19 protein-coding genes are annotated in these 18,681 nt (G+C 71.6%); 8 read left to right on the forward strand and 11 right to left on the reverse strand.

All coding sequences use genetic code 11. The features are described from left to right. Positions 1–9: 9 nt before the first annotated feature. On the forward strand, positions 10–3,270 hold the full coding sequence (locus ABH937_RS36205) for a S41 family peptidase (RefSeq protein ID WP_370220680.1): 3,261 nt from the start codon (positions 10–12) through the stop codon (positions 3,268–3,270). A gap of 78 nt (positions 3,271–3,348) precedes the next feature. Here ABH937_RS36205 and ABH937_RS36210 read toward each other — a convergent pair whose 3' ends face one another. Both ABH937_RS36210 and ABH937_RS36215 read right to left on the reverse strand, forming a co-directional pair. Continuing rightward, positions 3,349–3,600 carry a hypothetical protein gene (locus tag ABH937_RS36210; protein ID WP_280692570.1) on the reverse strand — a complete coding sequence of 84 codons (252 nt, stop codon included), beginning with the start codon at positions 3,598–3,600 and terminating at the stop codon, positions 3,349–3,351. Positions 3,601–3,805: 205 nt separating this feature from the next. Further along, complete coding sequence (locus tag ABH937_RS36215; RefSeq protein ID WP_280692568.1) at positions 3,806–4,639, reverse strand: SDR family NAD(P)-dependent oxidoreductase; 834 nt, start codon at positions 4,637–4,639, stop codon at positions 3,806–3,808. Positions 4,640–4,741: 102 nt separating this feature from the next. Here ABH937_RS36215 and ABH937_RS36220 point away from each other — a divergent pair, with 102 nt between their 5' ends. Further along, a complete protein-coding gene (locus tag ABH937_RS36220; protein WP_280692566.1) occupies positions 4,742–5,155 on the forward strand; it encodes a MarR family winged helix-turn-helix transcriptional regulator in 414 nt (137 codons plus the stop codon). A 191-nt stretch (positions 5,156–5,346) separates the two neighbouring features. On the opposite strand, the gene ABH937_RS36225 is transcribed toward ABH937_RS36220, so the two are convergent. Both ABH937_RS36225 and ABH937_RS36230 read right to left on the reverse strand, forming a co-directional pair. Further along, complete coding sequence (locus ABH937_RS36225; protein WP_370220681.1) at positions 5,347–5,811, reverse strand: hypothetical protein; 465 nt, start codon at positions 5,809–5,811, stop codon at positions 5,347–5,349. A gap of 47 nt (positions 5,812–5,858) precedes the next feature. Further along, positions 5,859–6,281 carry an organic hydroperoxide resistance protein gene (locus ABH937_RS36230; protein ID WP_370220682.1) on the reverse strand — a complete coding sequence of 141 codons (423 nt, stop codon included), beginning with the start codon at positions 6,279–6,281 and terminating at the stop codon, positions 5,859–5,861. 189 nt (positions 6,282–6,470) lie between these two features. On the opposite strand from ABH937_RS36230, the gene ABH937_RS36235 reads away from it, so the two are divergent. Continuing rightward, a complete protein-coding gene (locus ABH937_RS36235) occupies positions 6,471–7,019 on the forward strand; it encodes a VOC family protein (protein WP_370220683.1) in 549 nt (182 codons plus the stop codon). Further along, positions 7,012–7,815, forward strand: coding sequence for a MerR family transcriptional regulator (locus ABH937_RS36240; protein ID WP_280692558.1), 804 nt, complete (start codon positions 7,012–7,014; stop codon positions 7,813–7,815). The genes ABH937_RS36235 and ABH937_RS36240 overlap by 8 nt, the downstream gene beginning before the upstream one ends. 253 nt (positions 7,816–8,068) lie before the next feature. On the opposite strand, the gene ABH937_RS36245 is transcribed toward ABH937_RS36240, so the two are convergent. Next, on the reverse strand, positions 8,069–8,428 hold the full coding sequence (locus tag ABH937_RS36245) for a hypothetical protein (protein ID WP_280692556.1): 360 nt from the start codon (positions 8,426–8,428) through the stop codon (positions 8,069–8,071). 394 nt (positions 8,429–8,822) lie between these two features. On the opposite strand from ABH937_RS36245, the gene ABH937_RS36250 reads away from it, so the two are divergent. Further along, positions 8,823–10,019: a helix-turn-helix domain-containing protein gene (locus ABH937_RS36250; protein ID WP_370220684.1), complete on the forward strand. Its 1,197-nt coding sequence runs from the start codon at positions 8,823–8,825 to the stop codon at positions 10,017–10,019. Between the two features lie 232 nt (positions 10,020–10,251). Here ABH937_RS36250 and ABH937_RS36255 read toward each other — a convergent pair whose 3' ends face one another. Both ABH937_RS36255 and ABH937_RS36260 read right to left on the reverse strand, forming a co-directional pair. Beyond that, positions 10,252–10,527, reverse strand: coding sequence for a hypothetical protein (locus tag ABH937_RS36255; protein ID WP_370220685.1), 276 nt, complete (start codon positions 10,525–10,527; stop codon positions 10,252–10,254). Between the two features lie 214 nt (positions 10,528–10,741). Then, the gene (locus ABH937_RS36260; protein WP_370220686.1) at positions 10,742–10,993 is read right to left on the reverse strand and encodes a hypothetical protein; all 252 of its coding nucleotides are present in this window, start codon (positions 10,991–10,993) and stop codon (positions 10,742–10,744) included. Positions 10,994–11,057: 64 nt separating this feature from the next. On the opposite strand from ABH937_RS36260, the gene ABH937_RS36265 reads away from it, so the two are divergent. From ABH937_RS36265 to ABH937_RS36275, 3 genes are all read left to right on the forward strand, one after another. Then, complete coding sequence (locus tag ABH937_RS36265; RefSeq protein ID WP_370220687.1) at positions 11,058–11,930, forward strand: helix-turn-helix transcriptional regulator; 873 nt, start codon at positions 11,058–11,060, stop codon at positions 11,928–11,930. After that, entirely contained in the window at positions 11,927–12,133 is a 207-nt protein-coding gene (locus ABH937_RS36270) for a DUF397 domain-containing protein (RefSeq protein ID WP_370220688.1), read from the forward strand. The genes ABH937_RS36265 and ABH937_RS36270 overlap by 4 nt, the downstream gene beginning before the upstream one ends. 151 nt (positions 12,134–12,284) lie before the next feature. Further along, positions 12,285–12,491 (forward strand): DUF397 domain-containing protein, encoded by a 207-nt coding sequence (locus ABH937_RS36275; protein ID WP_370220689.1) that lies wholly within the window; start codon positions 12,285–12,287, stop codon positions 12,489–12,491. Between the two features lie 13 nt (positions 12,492–12,504). Here ABH937_RS36275 and ABH937_RS36280 read toward each other — a convergent pair whose 3' ends face one another. The 4 genes from ABH937_RS36280 to ABH937_RS36295 all read right to left on the reverse strand — a co-directional run bounded on the left by ABH937_RS36280 (position 12,505) and on the right by ABH937_RS36295 (position 18,199). After that, complete coding sequence (locus ABH937_RS36280; RefSeq protein WP_370220690.1) at positions 12,505–12,900, reverse strand: hypothetical protein; 396 nt, start codon at positions 12,898–12,900, stop codon at positions 12,505–12,507. 196 nt (positions 12,901–13,096) lie between these two features. Next, complete coding sequence (locus ABH937_RS36285; RefSeq protein ID WP_280692541.1) at positions 13,097–15,094, reverse strand: BTAD domain-containing putative transcriptional regulator; 1,998 nt, start codon at positions 15,092–15,094, stop codon at positions 13,097–13,099. A 339-nt stretch (positions 15,095–15,433) separates the two neighbouring features. After that, positions 15,434–16,420, reverse strand: coding sequence for a CHAP domain-containing protein (locus ABH937_RS36290; RefSeq protein ID WP_370220691.1), 987 nt, complete (start codon positions 16,418–16,420; stop codon positions 15,434–15,436). Positions 16,421–16,645: 225 nt separating this feature from the next. Beyond that, the gene (locus ABH937_RS36295; protein WP_280692537.1) at positions 16,646–18,199 is read right to left on the reverse strand and encodes a DUF2142 domain-containing protein; all 1,554 of its coding nucleotides are present in this window, start codon (positions 18,197–18,199) and stop codon (positions 16,646–16,648) included. Positions 18,200–18,681 lie beyond the last annotated feature (482 nt).

Below are 18,681 nucleotides of genomic sequence, written 5' to 3' on the forward strand. Positions count from 1 at the left end.
GATGGGAAGGTGACCGACAACCACCGCGGCTACCTGCGCTACCCCCATCTGACCGGCGAGCTGCTGACGCTGACCGCCGAGGACGACGTGTGGCTCGCCCCGCTCGAACCTGACGGATCGTCAGGCCGGGCCTGGCGGGTCAGCTGTGACCGCACCCGGGTCTCGCACCCCAGACTCTCCCCCGACGGCCGCACCGTCGCCTGGACCAGCTGGGCCGCGCTCACCCCCGAGGTGTGGACGGCGCCCACCGAGGGCGGCGAGGCGGTCCGGCTGACCTACTGGGGCAGCCAGGACACCCGGGTGCGCGGCTGGCTGCCCACCGGCGAGGTGCTCGCGCTCACCTCCCACCACGAGCCCTTCGCGCACTACACCTGGGCGCACGCGCTGCCGCTGGACGGCTCGCCGGGCCGGCGGCTGCCCTGGGGCCCGGTCCGCGACCTGTACCTGACGGCGGATCACACGCTGCTGCTGACCGCCGCCGCCCCGCACGAGCCGGCCGCCTGGAAGCGCTACCGGGGCGGCGCCACCGGGCGGCTCTGGCTGGACGGCGCGCAGCTGCTGCCCGACCTGCCCGGCCACCTCTCCTCCCCGATGCTGGTCGACCAGCGGGTGGCGTTCCTCTCCGACCACGAGGGCATCGCCAACCTCTACTCCTGCCGCCCGGACGGCGCCGACCTGCGCCGGCACACCGACCACGCGAGCTACTACGCGCGCGAGGCGAGCACGGACGGCCACCGGGTGGTCTACCAGCACGCCGGCGACCTGTGGCTGCTGGAGAGCCTGGACGCCCCCGCTCCGCGCCGGCTCACCATGCGCCTGGGCGGCTCCCGGGCCGGGCGCCGCCCGTACCAGGTGACCGCCGCCCGGCACCTCAACGACCTGGTCTGCGACGCCACCGGCCGCTCCGGAGTGGTCGGGGTGCGCGGCAGCCTCTACTGGCTCACCCACCGCGACGGCCCGGCCCGCGCGCTGGCCGACACCCCCGGGGTGCGAGCCCGGCTGCCCGTCGTGCTCGGCGGCACCGGACAGATCGCCTGGGTCACCGACGCCGAGGGCGAGGACGCGATCGAACTGGCCGCGCTGCCCGGCAGCGCGGCCACGCACCCCGCGCCGACCGCCACACCGACCACCGCCGCACCGACCACCGCACCGACCACGGCACCGGCGGCCCGCCGGATCGCGGCCGGGCGGCTGGGCCAGGTGCTCGAGCTGGTCGCCAGCCGGGACGGCCACCTGCTCGCGGCGGCCGCCGGCGACGGCCGGCTGCTGCTGGTCCACACCGCCGACGGCGAGGTCCGCGAGCTGGCCAGGGCCGGCTACGGCCCGATCCGGGGCCTGGCCTTCTCCCCCGACTCGCGCTGGCTGGCCTGGTCCCAGCCGGTCGCCGGGCGCTCGCTGCGCCGGATCCGGCTGCAGCGCCTGGACCTGCCCGACGCGCTGCCGCTGAACGTCACCGAGGGCCGCTTCGAGGACGAGCAACCGGTCTTCACCCGGGACGGCCGCTACCTGGTCTTCCTCTCCTGGCGTGGCTTCGACCCGGTGCACGACGTGCACACCGGCGACCTCTCCTTTCCGCTCGGCTGCCGCCCGTACCTGGTCCCGCTGGCCGCCGACACCCCCTCGCCGTTCGCCGCCCCGGTCGGCGACGAGGCGGACCCGGCGCCCGGCGACGGCACCGTGCTGGTGGACGTCGAGGGCCTGCCCGAGCGGCTGGTGCCGTTCCCGGTGATCGCCTCCAAGTACTCCACCCCGGCGCCGGTGCGCGGCGGGCTGCTCTGGCTGCGCTGGCCGATCTCCGGCGCGCTCGGCGAGACCTTCGCCAGCCCCACCGACCTGTCCGGGCGCCCCGCCCTGGAGTACTTCGACCTGGCCTCCGCCACCCGCAGCACCGTGCAGGAGCAGGTGGACGGCTACGCGGTCTCCGGCGACGGCGCGGCGGTGGCCACCTTCGTCGCCGGCTCGCTCAAGCTGCTGCCGCTGGCCGCCCCGGGCGCCGCGGTGACGGTGGACCTGCGCCGGATCACCCACACCGTCCACCCGGGCCCGGAGTGGCGCCAGGCCTATCACGAGGCGGCCCGGCTGGTCCGCGACCAGTTCTGGGACCCGGCGCTGGGCGGCCTGGACTGGCCCGCGCTGGTCGCCCAGTACGAGCCGCTGCTGGATCGGATCGCCTCCCCCGACGACTTCGCCGACCTGCTGCGCGAGCTGCTCGGCGAGCTCGGCACCTCGCACGCCTACGTCACCCCGGCCCGGCGCGGCGAGGGGCCCGCGCCGGTGCAGCAGCCGCTCGGGCTGCTCGGGGCGAGCGCGCACCGCGAGCCGGACGGCCGCTGGCTGCTCAGCCGGGTGCTGCTCGGCGAGTCCTCCGACCCCCGCGCCCGCGCCCCGCTGGCGGGCCACCAGGTGCGCGAGGGCGACGAGTTGGTGGCGATCGCCGGCCGCACCCCGGACCCGGTGCGCGGCCCGGCCCCACTGCTGGCCGGAGCCGGCGGCAGCACCCTGGAACTCGCCGTGCGGCGCGGCCCCGACGGCCCGGTGCGCCGGGTGGCGATCACCCCGGTGACCGACGAGCGGCCGCTGCGCTACCAGGACTGGGTGGCCCGACGCCGGTCGCTGGTGAGGGAGTTCAGCGACGGCCTCTGCGGCTACCTGCACATCCCCGACCTCGGCGGCTCCGGCTGGGCCCAGTTCAACCGCGACCTGCGCCGCGAACTCGACCGTCCCGCCCTGGTGTTGGACGTGCGGGGGAACGCCGGTGGCAACGTCTCGGAGCTGGTCCTGGAGAAGCTCACCCGCCGGGTGCTGGCCTGGGACCACACCCGCGGCCGGCGCGCCGTGCGCTACCCGCGCGACGCGCCGCGCGGCCCGATCGTGGCGCTGGCCGACGAGGCGACCAGCTCGGACGGGGACGTGATCATCGCGGCGGTCAAGCTGCTGGGCCTGGGTCCGGTGGTCGGCCGGCGGACCTGGGGCGGGGTGGTCGGCACCATCGGCCGGCACACCCTGGGTGACGGCACCCAGCTCTCGGTGCCCGCCAACGCCTCCTGGTTCACCGGCGGGCGCGGCTTCGGGATCGAGAACCACGGGGTGGAACCGGACATCCCGGTGCTGCGCAGCCCCGCCGACTGGGCGGCCGGCCGCAACACCGAGCTGTCCGAGGCCGTCCGGGTCGCCCTGGAGCTGCTGCACACCCACCCTGCCGCCGCCCCGCCGCCGGCCGACACCCCGCGCCCGGACCTGCGGCGCCCGCCGCTGCCACCACGCGGCTGAGGCCGCGTGGCGGCACATACGTGAGCGGGGCGCATCCTGGTCTCCAGGATGCGCCCCGCTCAGCCGGTGGTCAGCGGGTCACCGCTCCCATTCGGGGCCGCCCTCGCTCTCCATGTCCGACGCCGCCTGTTGGCCGTCGTCAACGCCCTGCTGGCCGCGGTTGGTGATGTTCCCCAGGGCGTCGGCCGCCGGGCCCGGCAGGTGCTCCTGGGCCTTGTCGGAAGCCTCCTGCCCGGCGTCCATCGCGCGGTCCTTCGCGCCGGACGCCATGTCGGTCGCCTTCTCACTGTGGCCACCGAGCATGCCCTTGAGCTTGTCCATCATGCCCATGTCTCCTCCTCGCGGTTCGTCCGACAATGGGCTGCCACCAACATGTCACCGCTCAGGCGGCCCCGCATGTCGGCGACCCTGACACCGCACTGGGGCTCCTACCCCGGGGAGCGCCTACTAGGGCCTGTACGGCGGATCTTTTCGGATGAGCCCGCGGCGTTGGGCGCCCGGCGTCGCGGGCCCGGAAAGATCCGCCGTACAGGCCCTAGGCCACCCAGCCCGCCGTCAGGCCCTGCACCGCCGAGCCGTCCTGGTCGGCGAGCTTGACGGCGGTGAAGCCGCGCGCGGCGTCCGAGGTCTGCACCCGGAAGGCGGGCTTCTCGGCGGTCAGCACCTCGATGATCGCGGCGGCCGCGCCCTCGCGGGTCTGCGCGTTGGCGAAGGCGTTGCGGGTGCGGTCCAGGTAGGTGGCCAGGGCCGGGCCGTACGGACCGGCGGCGGCCACCGCCTGCGGGTCGAGGCCGACGTTGGCGACGAACTCGCTCGCCACCGCGCCCGGCTCCACCACGCTCACGCTCACCCCGGTGGTCGCGGCGACCGGCGCCAGCGACTCCATGAAGCCCTCGACGGCGAACTTGGCCGCGCAGTACGCCTCGTTGAACGGCTGGCCGATCACGCCGCCGACGCTGGTCACCGAGATCAGCCGGCCCTTGCTCTCGCGCAGCAGCGGCAGTGCGGCCCGGGTCACCTCGACCACGCCGAAGAAGTTGACCTCCATCACGGCCCGGACGTCCTCGACGCTCTCCTGCTCGATGGTGCCGACGTGCCCGGCGCCCGCGTTGTTGACCACCGCGTCCAGCCGGCCGTGCTCGGCGGCGATCTGCGCCACGCAGGCAGCCACCGAGGCCGGGTCGGTCACGTCCAGCGCCCGCACCTCGACCAGCTCGCTCACCCCGGCGGCCTCGGCCGCCGCGATCAGGGCGCCGGCCTTGGCGGTGTCGCGCATCGTGGCGACGGCCCGCCAGCCGGCCTGGGCGGCGGCGACGGCGGTGGCCAGGCCGATGCCGGAGGAGGTGCCGGTGATCAGAACGGTGCGCATGGGTGGCCTTTCGCTGCACTTACTTATGCTTCATAACTACCTGTCTCGATAACTATGCAACCAGATGTTTTCGATTGTCAAGCATCTCGGTAGACTGGCCCCATGCCATCGGATGAACTGACCGCCCAGGTCGTGGCCCTCTTCGCCGCGATCAACCGCCGCTACGCCCAGGAGTCCGAGGCCGCCGCCACCCCGCACGACCTGACCCCGCTGCAGGCCAAGGCGCTGATCGCCGCCGAACACCCGGTCGCGATGCGCCGGATCGCCGACCACCTGCACGCCGAGCCGTCCAACGTCACCGCCGTCGTGGACCGCCTGGAGACCCGCGGCCTGGCCGAACGCCGCCCCAGCCCGGGCGACCGCCGGGTCAAACTGGTCGCCGCCACCGAAGCCGGCCTGAGCGTGATCGCCGACCTGCGCGCCCGGATGCCGTTCGCCTCGCACCCCCTGGAGCCGCTGACCGGCGAGCAGCGCGAGGCGCTGCGCGACCTGCTCCAGCTGATGCTGGCCGACTGACGCGGCTCACTGCGCCGGCAGGAACGCCGACACCACCTCCGCGAACGCCTCCGGTGCCGCACTGTGGATCAGGTGTCCAACCGGGATGGTGACCACGCGAAGTCGGGCTGGTCGACTTCTACCGAGCCGACCAACTGCCCGCCACGCAGCAACGTCCACTCCCCGGACGCCTCACCCACCTGCGCCTCCCCCTACTCGCCGCACTGCTCAGTGTTCCGCACCCGCCACCCGGCGGGCGATCGGGCCACCGCGCTCTCGACCAGCCATGCGCTCGCCTCGGCCAGCCCCCGCACCGCCGCGACCGGCTCGCGGTACTCGACGTATCCGTCCGAGAACGCGGCGACCTGGTGCCCCGTGCACTCCTCGCCGTACCGGCACGGCACCTCGATCTCCGCGCCGACCAGCCACGGCGGCCCGAACCGCAGGTCGTTGCCACACCTTCGGTCGACGCAGACCATCGCGCCGAACCGGGCGTCGGCGAGCCGGAAGTACCCGTACAGCTCACCGGCGTACGGCATCCCCGTGATCGGGGCCGGGTTGGTCCGCAGACCACCCCGCACCCCCAACCGCCGTGCGAGCCCGCGCAGTCGGGTGTCCGCCTCCGCCAACACCTCGCCCACCGTGGCCACTCCGGCCTCGTCCAGGTCCGGGAACATCCATCGAGGATCCACCCGCCCAGTCTGCCTCCTGGCGCGACCCAGGCTCAGACCGTCGCCACCAGGGTGACCGAGATGTTCCCGCGGGTGGCGTTGGAGTACGGGCACACCTGGTGCGTGGTCTCCACGAGCTGGTCGGCCGCGGCCTGGTCCAGGCCGGGCAGGTGCGCCGACAGCGCCACCTCCAGCGAGAAGCCCCCGTTGTCCAGGGTGATCAGGCTCACCGTGGACTTGACGGTCGACTCGCCCAGCTCGAGCTTCTGCTGACCCGCTATCAGCCGCATCCCGTTGTGGAAGCAGGCGGCGTAGCCGGCGGCGAAGAGCTGCTCGGGGTTGGTCTTGTCGCCGCCGGGGCCGCCCATCTCCTTCGGGACCGCGAGGAGTTCGTCGAGGACCCCGTCGGCGGTGCGGACCTCGCCGTTGCGGCCGTCGCCGGTCGAGAGTGCTTCGGTGGTGTAGAGCGTGGGCATGGTGTCTCCATTCGTAGGTTTGCGGAATTCAGAGGTGTTCGGAAAGCGTCCACAGGAACCGCCCCAACTGCGGCTTGCTCTTCCTGGGTTCGAGTATGGACAGCAGCGGCGGCGGCTGCCTGCCCCTGCCAGTGCCAGTCAGCGCGCCGGGCTTGACCCTCACGTTGCGTGAGGCCTGAGGGTGGGCGCATGAGCGACTACTACGACGCGTTCGAGATGAGTCCCGTGCCCGCCCCCGGCCCGGATGCGGTCCCGCCGGAGCCGTTCCACGGCATCTACGGAATGCCCGCGTTCGTGACGATCCCCACGAGCGATTTCGCGGCGTCGGTGGACTTCTGGACTCGTGGGCTCGGGTTCTTCGAGCTGTTCAGCATCCCGGGCGCGCTCGTGCATCTGCGCCGGTGGGCGTTCCAGGACGTACTCCTCGTCTCGGCGCCGAGCGTTCCCGAGCAGCCGCCGGCGATGAGCTTCAGCTTCGCGTGCGTGCTCGGCCAGGTCGATTCCGTGGTCGAGGCCTGTCGTGCGGTGCGCCCGGACTCGGTCGACGGTCCACGCGATACTCCCTGGAACACCCGCGACGTGGCGGTGACCACCCCCGAGAACGCACGGATCGTCTTCACCGCGGCGAAGCCCTTCGATCCGGCCAGTCAGGCGGCGCGGAACCTCGCTGCCGTCGGGATCACCCCGCCGGATCTCGGTCGCGGCGACAGTCGCGGCGATAATGCGGAACATGCCTGATGCCACTGACGCCGATGGCCTGACCGTCGGTCAGGTCTCGACGCGTCTGGGCGTGACAGTCCGCGCGCTGCACCACTGGGATGAGATCGATCTGGCGCGACCGTCACTGCGCACGGCTGCCGGATACCGGCTCTACACCGCCGGTGACCTGGAACGCCTGCACCGCATCGTCGTCTACCGCGAGCTCGGTCTCGGCCTGGACAGGATTCGGGCCGTCCTGGACGACGCGACCGCGGACGTGCCCGGCGCACTGCGCGCGCAGCGCACCCAGGTCGCTGAGCGGATCGACCGCCTCCAGCAGCTCAGCGCCGGACTGGATCGGATGATCGACGCCCACGAGCGCGGCCTGCTGCTGACCGTCGAGCAGCAGGCCGCGGTCTTCGGCCCCCAGTGGAACCCGGACTGGCCCGCCCAAGCCCGTCAGCGCTACGGAGACACGACGCAGTGGCTGCAGTACGCCGAAGGCTCGGCCTCTCGCGGTCCGGACGAATGGCAGGCCATCACCGACGCCATGGCCGACTTCGACCGCGCCCTCGGGGACGCGATGGACGCCGGCGTCACACCTGGCAGCCCGCAGGCGAATCAACTCGTCGAGCGCCACCGCGAGGTCTTCGCTTCGTACTTTCCCCTCACCCGGCAGATGCAGGTCTGTCTCGGCCGCAAGTACGAGGCCGATCCCGGATTCGCCGCCCACTACGACGGCATCCGCGCCGGCCTTGCCACCTGGTTCCGTCGCATCGTCGACGCCAACGCGCGCGCCCACGGCATCGACCCCGACACCGCGACCTGGCAGTAGAGCGCAAGAGGATCGCTGGAGGCTAGCCCGTGGGCCGGCAGGAACGATCGGGGGCAGGAGCCGGCGGTAGCGGAGGCGTCCGCCTTCCCCGTAGTAGGCGCGGCCCGGAACGTCTGGAGCGCCGCTGTGCGCTCGCACGGGCGCGTGGTGCCGTTGGAAAGGGAACGCCCCACGAGGGCCCTCACCGTCACCGACGGTTGTCGATGACGGTGAGGGCCCTCCTCGCCTTACAGCTGCGCCGGTGTGCGCCGGGTCAGTTGGCCGGGCCGCACACCCACGCGCCGCCGTCCTGGGCGCAGACGGACATGTTGTAGCCGGGGCCGTCGTAGTACCAGCCGGAGAGGCCGCCGTAGGTGGTCGGGCCGTACACCCAGCGGGAGTTGTTCCAGTCCCAGATGCCGAACTGGCAGCCCCCGCCGTTGCTGTTGGGGTCGACCTGCATGTAGTCGTGCCCGTTGATCAACTGAACTTGCTCCGTGGCGACACACGTGGATGATGCCGTAACGTTCCAGTTCCCCTCCGCAGCACTCGCGGAGACGGTGGCGCCGGCCACCGCGGCGACGGCCACGAGCGAGACGGCGGCGACGCGTTGCAGTGTCTTGTTGATGGGCACGAAAGACTCCATTCAGCTGGTTGACGGTGACGGCCGAGCGGCTGCGGCGCCTGTCCGGTGTGAACGCGCCCACCTGGCGGGCGCTCCTGCACCGTGGTGGTGCGGAGCTCCGCAAGCGTGGTCCAGGACAGGTCCGGGCGTGGCGGCGATGTCATCGCGGTCCGTGTCCGCGAACCGACCCTGGTGTTGCCGATTCTGAAGGGCCGTCTGGTACTGCCACCGCCTGCTCGACGTGTGAACCATCCTGGCCGGGTGTGGCGGTGGGCTCCATGGCGTTCGTGTTGCACTGCTGTGGCGTTCGCCGGTATCGATCCGTAGAGTCGGCTCCGATGGACAAGTTGACGGGGTCACACCCCGGTCAACGGTGTGCGCAGATGCGTGGTCGGGGGGCCAGGTGGCAGCACGGTTCGGAACGGTCCTGCGTGAGTACCGGCTGAGGGCCGGCTTGACGCAGGAAGGGCTGGCCGACCGGTCGGGGGTGTCCAGACACGCGATCAGCATGCTGGAGTCGGGGAAACGGCACCCGCGCATGACGACGGTGGCCCACATCGCCACCGGCCTCGACCTGGACTCCGCCGGCCGTCGACTCCTGGTCGCCGCGGCCCGAACAGCGATCACCACTCCTTCAGCCCCTGGCAGCGCGCCTCGTCATGACGCCACGCGGACCTGGCCAGCTGACATCACCGACACACGGAGCGCGCGGTTCCGTACAGCCGAAGACAGGGAACTGGCCAGGAATCTCGCGTGGGGCACAACCCTGACTCCCGACACCGTCGACACCTTCCTGGCCCAGACCGAGCTCCTACGCACGCTCGACCGCCGGATGGGACCCGCCGCCTCGATGGCACAGACGCGGGCTCATGTGGCTGCCCTGGACCGCTCGCTGAGCTTCTCCATGCTGCCCGGCACCCGGGAATCGGTGGCGCAGGCTCTCGCCTGTGCGGCCACGCTCGCAGCCTCGCAGGCACTGGATCTCGGCGCCGCCGAGGACGCGTGGAGGCTGTGCGAACTGGCGCGACGCGCTGCCCTCGAATCGAAGCACCCGCGATACGTGGCAGACGTGATGGCGCGACAGGCCAACGTGCTGTCGGCACGACCCGACCTCGCCGTCCAGCTCGTCCAGGCAGCGCACCACACCGTGGGGAGAAAGGCGTCTCCCCGGCAGCTGGCCTGGCTCCACGCCGCAGCGGCCAAGACGCTCGCATACGCTGGCCGGCGGGACGCCTGCCTGCGCGCTCTGGACCGAGCCGCCGCGCTGCTCCCGCCGGGAGAAGACTGCAGGGATCCTGACATGCCGAGCATCTACTTCAATGACAACGTGCTGGCCCGCTGGCGCGGCCGGGCACTCGTGCACCTCGGCGAGGCCGCCGCTCTCGACGAACTGTACGACGCGCTCGCCGAGAACGATGCGACCTTCATACGCGCGACCGCCGGCCTACGCTGCGACCTCGCCAGGGCCCACCTCGCCCGTGGCGAACGCGACGAGGCCATCGACCATCTACGGCATGCCCGACGACTGGCGGACAACATCGGCGCGGCCCGCCACCTGAGCCAGGTCGAGCAGTTGATCACCACGGTCCGCGGCCGATGACGCTCTGGGCAGACCGCCGTCCGCCGCTCTCGGCCTGCGGCTGTTCGGGATACGCCGCGCGTGACGGGCAGATCCTGAACTCCGGAGGCCACAGGGGCTGGTGTGGCGTCAGGCAGAGGTGCTCGGGCCGGTCATAGGCTTGATCGTCATCGGGTGATCGTCCGTCAGCGGGAGATCTCGGCGTTCGTCGGTACAAGCAGAACGCCCAGGGGTGCGGTCGCGTGCTGGGCGTTCATGCGGACCGCGGCGGCTCGGGGGCGCGGGCGGACGTACGTCCGCCCGCGGGAGGAGGAGTCGCGGGGCCCGCCAGGTCGGCCAGGTCGGCCATGATCCGGGCGTGGAGGGCGCGCATCGCTTCGAGCGTCGCGTCCAGCTCGGCCGTGGAGGCGTCGGTCCGGTCGGCCGCCTGGCGGTTGAGCTGCCGGCCGAGGGCGCGCAGCTCGGCCAGTGCGGTGGTGCGGTCGAAGGAGCTGTCGGTGGGGGTGGGGCCGGGGTTGGCGGTGCTCATGGTTCCTGGTTCCTCTGTTCTCGGTACGAGCCGCGCAGCCGTGCGCGGTGGACGTAGCGGCCGGCTCGTTCGAAACCGTCCACGCAGTAGGGGAGGCTGATCGGGCCACTGTCGGTGGTGATCTGCGGGCCCGGTGCGACCAGGGTCTGACGGTCGCAGCAGGCGCACCACCCGAACCGCCACTGATGCCGGGGCGGCAGGGCGACGGGGGGCTTCACCCGGTGGCCTCGCCCGCTCGGCCGGGGGCGCGAACAGCGCGCAACTCCGGCGCGCCGGTCAGCGGTTGAATCTCGCTGGCCGGGGTCTCCCACTCGCAGCCGCCGCCGACCGGGCGGAGGTAGACGGTGGGGCGCTTGCCGTAGCCCGGGCCCATGTAGTGGCCGGTCAGACCGTGTTTCTCGTCGCGGACCAGCTCGCCGAGTTGGGGGGTGTAGAGGGTCGGCGGGGGTTCTCTGCGGGCACTCATGGCCATTCCTCTCCGTAGCGGACTAGTTACAAGATTCGGCATCCGGAGCTACGCTCGCTAGGGGTTGAACGTTGACCAAATCCGCGAGTGGAAGGTGCAGATGATGCTGGAAGAGCCGGAGATTGACGGATCGTCATCGCCGTTTGCCCGCTTCGCGGCGGAACTGCGCAGGGCACGAAGGGCGAAGGGCTGGTCCCAGGTGCAGACCGGCAAGCGGATGGGCTACTCGAACACGCTGGTCTCGTACATCGAAGGAGTGAAGCGTCCTCCAACAAGGAAATTCGCTGTGAAAGCCGACGAGGTGTTCGAGACCGGCGAGGCCTTCTACGAGCTGTGGCGCAGGTGCACGCGCGCCGCACTGCTGGAGGGGTTCGAGGAGTTCGCGGACTGTGAGAAGCGGTGCAGGCGGCTTCGGACGTTCCAACTTTCTGTCATCCCTGGCATCTTTCAGACGCCGGCATATGCTGCGGCACTCGAAGCGGCGGCCGTACAGCGTGGCAGCATCACCCAGGCCCAGGCGGAGGAGCGAAGCGCCTTTCTGGCAGCCAGGCAGCGGCGGGTACTCGAACAGAAGTCACAGCCGATCATCCACGCGGTCATGGATGAGAGCTGCCTTCTGCGTCCGATCGGGGGGCGCTCCGTGATGATCGAACAACTGGATCACATCGTTGAGTTGGCTCACCGCCCACAGATCACAGTCCAGGTCGCCCCGCTCAGCCTCGCTGAGTACCGCCCGTTCCTCCTGCCGGTCACCCTGCTGACCCTGACCGATCGCACGGTCGTTGGCTACTCCGAATCGCAGTTGCGAGGCTACCTAGAGCGCAGTCGTGACATCGTTTCAGTTTGGGAGAGAGACTACGATCAACTCCAGGTGGAGTCGCTGTCCACAGGGGCTTCCCAGGCCAAGATCCGCGCCGTCCGGAAGGAACTTCAATGAACATCGACCTGACCGACGCCAGATGGGTCAAGTCGCGGTACAGCGGCAACGGCGGCGAGTGCGTCGAGGTAGCCCCTGACTTCCCCGGTATCGTCCCCGTCCGTGACTCCAAGGACCCCCACGGCCCCGCCCTCGTCTTCACCACCGACGCCTGGCAGGCCTTCACCCGCAGCACCTCCGCCGGAGACTTCGGCGCCGTCTGAACACTCCCCAGTTCAAGGTTGGGCCCCGACGCTCCGTCAAGGAGCGCCGGGGCCGTCCCATTTCACCAACAGTCCGTCACAACCCGGACGCCGCGCGTACGATCACCTCACGGCGGAGGCGCTGCTCCGCAGGCTGCGAAAGGACCTCCCGATGACCCCTGACTTCTCCGGCGCCACCTGGCTCAAGTCCTCCCACAGCGGCAACGGCGGCAATTGCATTGAGGTCGCCCCCAACGTCCCCGGCGCCGTCCCCGTCCGCGACTCCAAGGACCCCCACGGCCCCGCCCTCGTCTTCACCGCCGACGCCTGGCAGGCCTTCACCCGCAGCACCGCCGCCGGAGACCTCGACACCGCCTGAGGTCCGACAGGGATCAGCTCATCGCCTGCGTCCCCGAACAGGTCAGGGTGCCGCTGGCCTTGGCCGTGCCGCCGGTCATCTGGGTGATCGGCAGGTCGGTGAGCTTGACGGTGTCAACGGTGCGGTTGGCCGCTGCGCCGACTGCGGACTGGCCCTGCCAGATCGAGGGGGTGGCACCGGCGACGGTCATCGTCAGCGTGAACTTCCCGGTCCCGTCGAAGTCGATGATGGCGGCAGTCCCGCTGCCAGGGCTGCCGACCGCGGCGGACATGGTCAGCTTTCCGGACGGGGACTTCTCGCCCAGACAGGCCACCGTGGTGAAGTGGTAGGAGCCGCTGGCGCCCCCGGACAGGGTGATGGTGCCACTGCCGCCGATGTTGGCACCAGGCAGGTCGGACGGCTTCGCCACTGTACCGGCGGCAGTGGTGGCGGGCGCCGGCTGGGCCGCGTTCGCCGGGGCGGGGTTGGTCGTGGGTCCGCAACCGGTGACGAGGAAGGCAAAGAGACCGGCGAGAGCGACAGCTGACAGACGATCAGTACGAATCATAAGCGGACTCTAATGCCCACCTCAGACAGCTGGGCTATCGGCCCGTCACCTCCGCCCGTCAGCCGAGCGCCGTCTCCCGGTGCGGCAGGTGGGACCGCGAGCGGAAGGCGTACGCGCGACCGTCGACCACCTCGAGCAGCACCGCCGACGTGCTCTGGCGCCGCTCGCCGGTTCGTCGCGGCTCCGCCCGCGCCAGCACCCGGGACCGCTCCTGCGCGGAGTCCCAGCGCAGGCACTGCTCGCGGGCGAAGGCGCGCAGGAGGTCCGAGTAGCCGTAGCGGTCCGGGGCGAGCGCGGAGATCAGGTGGGCGTCCAGCAGGGTTTCCAGGATCCGCTCCGCCTCCCGCTCGGACTGGTCCAGCAGTTCGGCGGCCGTGGCGGTCCAGAAGGCGGGGACGTCCGGCTGGGCGAGCAGGCGGAAGGCCCGTGCGGCGGCAGGGTCCAGGGCGTCGTGGCTGAGGGTCAGGGCGGCGCGTACGTCCAGGCTGCCCAGGCGGAGTTCGTCGAAGAGGCGACAACTGTCGGTCAGCCGATCGGCCAGGTAGCGAACGGTCCACAGGGGCCGGGCGGACAGCCGTGCCGCGCAGATCCGCAGTGCGAGCGGCAGCCGTCCGCAGGCCGCCGCCAGCGTCCGGGCAGCCGCCGGGTCGACGGCCAGTCGCTCCGGGCCCACGATCCGGCTCAGCAGCGACTGCGCCTCGTCACCGGTCAGCGGTTCCAGCTCCACCTGCCGGGCCCCGATCAGGTCGGCGAGCCGGCTGCGGCTGGTGATCAGCGTCGCGTTCGCCGGATCGGCCGGCAGCAGCGGGCGCACCTGCGCGCCGTCCCGCGCGTTGTCCAGCACCACCAGCACCCGCCGGCCCACCAGTACCGAGCGGTACAGCGCGGTGCGCTCCGCCGTCTCCGCCGGGATCGCCTCGGCGGGCACGCCGAGGGTGAGCAGGAAAGCGCGGAGCACCGAGCGCGGCGAGGCGGGGTCGCGGTCGGTGCCGCGCAGGTCGGCGAAGAGCGTGCCGGCCGGCGCGGCGGAGCGGGCGAGGCGGGCGACGCGCCCGACCAACGCGCTCTTGCCGACGCCTGGCTGGCCCGAGACGACCACCACGCAGGGCGAGTCCCTGGTCTCCTGGGACAGTTCCGCCACCAGCTCGGCGGTCTCGGCGATCCGGCCGACGAACCCCGGTTCCTGCGGCGGTACCTGAAACGGCGTCACCTTCAGCCCGTCGATCGACAGTGGCGGCGCGACTGCCTCCTCGTCACCGGCCAGGAGCCCGGTCTGGAGCCCTGCGACCTGTCTGGATCGGCCGCACTGCTCCGCCAACCCGGCGTCGGCGCGCAGGATCCGCTGGTGCACCTCACGCAGCTCGCTGCCGGGCTCGACCCCGATGTCCTCGGCCAGGATGGCGCGAACCTCCCGGTAGACGGCGAGCGCCTCGCACTGCCGTCCGCTGCCGTACAGCGCGGTCATCAGCTGCGCCCAGAACCGCTCCCGCCCGGGGTGCTCGGCGGTGAGCAGCCGCAGCTCGGCGATCACCGCCGAACTGCGGCCCAGCCTCAGCTCGGCCTCCAACCTCGCCTCCAGGGCGTCCAGCCGGCCCTCGGTGAGCCGGTCCACCTGCTCGAGCTGGAGCCGGTCGGACGGGACGTCCACCAGCGCGGGACCGCGCCACAACCGCAGCGCCTGGTCGAGCAGTTCGAGCGCGCGCCCGAACGCACCCTCCCGCAGCATCGCGACACCTCGGTCGCGCAGCAGCACGAACCGTTGGGCGTCGAACTCCTCGGCCTCGATGTTGATCCGGTAGCCGCCGGCCAGCGTCTCGATGCGACCACCGGCCGCACCGAGCGCGCTCCGCAGCCGCATCACGTAGTTGCGCAGGGTGATGGCCGCGCTGCGTGGTGGCTGCCCGTCCCAGACCATCTCCGCCAGCAGACCGCTCGGAACCACCTGCCCCCTGCGCGTCAACAGCGTCGCCAGCAGGATGCGCTGCTTCGCCGCTGGAACCGCGCGAACGCCTTCGTCGTCCAGAACCTGTATCGGTCCGAGGATGGCGAACTCCACTCGTGTACCCCCTTGACACCAATGGCCGTCATCAGTCGCCGCCCGCCGGACCGCGGCGGCGCTGATCCACTTAACGTTGTAGTGGTGCTCCAGTTGTTCGGGCGCCGGCGGTCACGCCGATCAATCAATTCCAGTCAATGTGCAGCTCCGATGTCCGACTTGGTCTGGTGATGTGGTGCTTTCGGTCCGCACCCGCGAATCCCGCGTGCCGCTTCGACGGGTCCGTGACCATCCGTCAATTCGCTTGTCGTGCCTGCCGTGGAACGGGCCCGGCCCGGCCGCAGGCGCGGCCGGGCCGGAGCTCGACGGGTTTCCGTGGCACGTTCGGCCAGGCAGGGTCTATCCGCAGTGGCTCCACCCGCTGGTCCAGGTGGTGCCCTGGTAGCTGCCGCCCCACATGACGCAGGCGGCCGGGGCGGCCAGCTTCACGGGCCCGGCGTAGTAGGTGTAGGTGCCCGGATCGCTCGCGCTCGCCCCGCCCTGGACACTGAGCGTGGCGTTGAGCGACACCGGACCGGTCGGGGTGTTCACCATCGTGGTCACGCAGTTCTGCTGCGTCGAGCCGTTGTAGAGCAGGTAGACCTTCGCCCCGCCCAGGCTGTGCGCGTCGATGACGCTGAAACCGGTGCCGCAGGCGGCGGTGGGCGTGTACGGGTTGCTGCTCGCGACCACCGGTGTGGTGTAGCCGGCGATGTAGTAGCCGTCGGCCGGGTCCACGCTGCTGGGCTCGCTGCCCACGGCCAGCGCACTCGCGGGGATGGTGATCGAGACCACCTGGGAACTGACCGCCCAGGCCGCCATGGTGGTGGTGCTCGGGTCACCGTTCCAGTCACCGTTGGCGGTGGTGACGGAACCGTCGGCGTTGAGCGCGGTCACCAGGCCCACGTGGTGGATCGCGGAGTCCTTGGTGCTGGCGTACTCGATCGCGTCGCCCAGCTGCGGGCGGTAGGCGGTGTCGGTGTGCTGGCTGCCGTTCTGCTGGCCGTACTGCTGGAAGCTCGCGGCCCCGGCGTTCAGGCCGACGGTCGAGTACCCGCTGTTCGCCCAGACCCACTGCGCGAAGTCCGCGCACCAGTACTCGGGCCCGCCCGAGCCGCCGCCGCTGCAGCTGGTCTCGAACTGGGCGCCACCAAGGGTGTTGGTGGTCGGCGTGTTGGCGCAGGTGCCGGCGCTCTTGCCCACATTGGCCGCCGCGAGCGCGGCCACGCCCGCTCCGGTGGGCGCGGCGGCGGATGCGGCCGACAGGCCGGTGAAGGACAGCAGACCAGCCGTCAGGATCGTCGCCGCCCCGGCGGCTATTCGGCGGATGAACCGGCTCGTGTCCATGGTGCTCCTCGCGCGAGAGGTAGGTGAGGTGAGTGCCGAGCTGATCCTCCGTCATCGACGTATCGCCGGGGTCGCGCCGCCCGCCGCAGCGGTGGCGGCACTTCAGCGGGGCATGTCCGAGGAGCCCCCGAACTCCTCCGCGCCAGGATCCGGGCAAGGCGGCGAGCACGCCGCAGCCCCCGCTCTCAGGAGAGCGGGGGCTGCTCGGAGTGCGCCGACTCGGTGCTAGTTGCGTACCAGGAACCGCCGCGCGTGGGTGCGGCCGCCGGGCTCCGCCTCGCTCTCGGCGTGGGCGCCGTCCCCGACCTTGCGCTCGGGCACCATCAGTATGACCAGCTCTGCGCCCAGCGCCAGCGCATACAGCACGAACCAGAGCATCCAGGTGCCCGGCGGGTTCCAGGCGGCCGAGTGAGTCAGCAGGCTCCGGCCGCTTCCCACCACGTAGCGCCGCAGCACCCAGAAGAAGGCGAGCAGGTTGATGCCGGTCAGCACCGTGCCGCAGATGATGGCCAGCCGGCGCCACGGAAGGCTGCTCTCCGGTGCCCGCTTCGCGCACGTCATCGCGGCCAGGATCGGGAGCCCGGCCGCGACGGCCAGGGTGTACCGGCCCTGCCAGATCAGTCCGACCGAGTTGATCTCCATGACCTGCGCGGCCACCGGGATCATGATGATGCCGGCGTAGATCCCCAGCAGGCCCACCGACTCGCGCAGCTTGCCGAAGCAGAGCGCGAGGAGCGAGAGCAGGACCGCGATGGCGATCCAGAACCAGAGGGTGACCGCCGGCCCGGAGGCGTCCAGCCAGCCGAAGTCGTTGATCATCTGGTCGGTGTAGCCGGGGGTGCTGTCGATCACCACCTTGGCGGCGGCCATCGGCCCGTAGTGCTGGACGACACTCAGGTAGCTGTGGTCCGGGTGGGTCTGTGCCCAGACCATGCCGAGCGCCGACGCCACCACCAGCGCTCCGCCCGTGAGCCAGGCTGCCCGCTCGCGCAGCAGCTGCCTGATCGCCCCGCGCTCGGCGACCAGCGCCGAGGTGACCAGCGCCACGCCGAGCCAGCCCATGCCCAACGGTCTGACGTTGACCAGGATCGCGCCCGCGACGGCGACCCGCAGGAGTCGCCGCTTGAGCAGCGCCCGGTCGGGGCTCATCAGCAGGGAGAGCATGCCGACCCACACCAGCACGCTGGACGTGGCCTCGACGCCGTTCGGGTTGACCACACCGCTGAGGAAGAGCGTCATCGGCACGGCTGCCGTGACCAGCCCGAGCATGACGAGCGACCTTCGGCGCCATTCTGCGGCCGTGACCACGGCGCTCGCCAGCAGCGCGGCGTTGAAGGCGGCGGAGGCCAGCCGCATCAGGTAGATCGTGCTGTCGCCGGAGGAGAAGAGGCTCGGCCAGCCCACGGCCAGGTAGTACATCGGGTTGTAGCGTCCGGCCGCGGTGCTGACCTGGACGGTCTTCTCCGAGTTGCCGACCGGCGGCGCGCAGGCCGCCGACCTCCAGGGAAGCTGTTCGTAGCACTGGTTCAGGTCGCGCAGCCCGGCGTACCACTGCGGCAGCTGGGCCCCGGTCTCCGAGTTGGCCGTCTCGACGTTGTGGACCTTCTGCCACTGGAAGACCTCGGGACCGTTGAACTGGCCCCGGACCACCGCCGCCGCCCGCACGATGTGCGCGGGCTCGTCCGGCGAGGCGATCATCGGGGTGGCCATCGACCAGGCGCCTGCCAGGGCGAAGAACACGATGAAGGCGACTCCCCAGAGGCGCCTGGGGGTGCGCACGAGGCCAGCACCCAGCCGCTTGAAAATCTCTGTCATCCTGTAGCAGCCCTCATACCTTGCGCGCGGCGATATCTGACTCGGGACATGACGGCACCGACAGAGGCGCAACACCATCGGATGACTGTACGGTGCGAACGTCGCCCCCCAGAACCCGGACCGGGATTGTCCTCTGGCGAGCTAGTGTCTCCGACGCATCTTATGGCTTGCCCGGGGGGTCTCCGTACGAGATACCCCCGCGTCGGCAGGGCGGCACGATTCTCGTCACCGAGTGACCGGACGACTCCGCTCCGTGCGCAGTGGATCGTCAGGGCGGCCGGGGGGGGGGGGGGGGGGGGGCGGCCCGGGGGGGGGGGGGGGGGGGGGGGGGGGGGGGGGGGGGGGGGGGCCGCTGGGGCGCGAAGGCGGGCGACTGCGGCAGCGCGGCGCCCAGGGATCGCATGACCTGCTGGGGCGGGGGTGCGCCGGGGGACGCGGGCATCGGC

The sequence above is a fragment of the Kitasatospora sp. GAS1066B genome (assembly GCF_041262605.1).
In the GTDB taxonomy this organism is placed as follows: Bacteria; Actinomycetota; Actinomycetes; order Streptomycetales; family Streptomycetaceae; genus Kitasatospora.

Bases quoted from the DNA above. Each gene is read 5' to 3' on its own strand.
- ABH937_RS36240 (WP_280692558.1), top strand. From the start codon at position 7,012: ATGCCTGATGCCACTGACGCCGATGGCCTGACCGTCGGTCAGGTCTCG.
- ABH937_RS36255 (WP_370220685.1), bottom strand. From the start codon at position 10,527: ATGAGCACCGCCAACCCCGGCCCCACCCCCACCGACAGCTCCTTCGAC.
- ABH937_RS36270 (WP_370220688.1), top strand. From the start codon at position 11,927: ATGAACATCGACCTGACCGACGCCAGATGGGTCAAGTCGCGGTACAGC.
- ABH937_RS36215 (WP_280692568.1), bottom strand. From the start codon at position 4,639: ATGCGCACCGTTCTGATCACCGGCACCTCCTCCGGCATCGGCCTGGCC.
- ABH937_RS36260 (WP_370220686.1), bottom strand. From the start codon at position 10,993: ATGAGTGCCCGCAGAGAACCCCCGCCGACCCTCTACACCCCCCAACTC.
- ABH937_RS36225 (WP_370220681.1), bottom strand. From the start codon at position 5,811: ATGTTCCCGGACCTGGACGAGGCCGGAGTGGCCACGGTGGGCGAGGTG.
- ABH937_RS36220 (WP_280692566.1), top strand. From the start codon at position 4,742: ATGCCATCGGATGAACTGACCGCCCAGGTCGTGGCCCTCTTCGCCGCG.
- ABH937_RS36235 (WP_370220683.1), top strand. From the start codon at position 6,471: ATGAGCGACTACTACGACGCGTTCGAGATGAGTCCCGTGCCCGCCCCC.
- ABH937_RS36210 (WP_280692570.1), bottom strand. From the start codon at position 3,600: ATGGGCATGATGGACAAGCTCAAGGGCATGCTCGGTGGCCACAGTGAG.
- ABH937_RS36290 (WP_370220691.1), bottom strand. From the start codon at position 16,420: ATGGACACGAGCCGGTTCATCCGCCGAATAGCCGCCGGGGCGGCGACG.
- ABH937_RS36230 (WP_370220682.1), bottom strand. From the start codon at position 6,281: ATGCCCACGCTCTACACCACCGAAGCACTCTCGACCGGCGACGGCCGC.
- ABH937_RS36275 (WP_370220689.1), top strand. From the start codon at position 12,285: ATGACCCCTGACTTCTCCGGCGCCACCTGGCTCAAGTCCTCCCACAGC.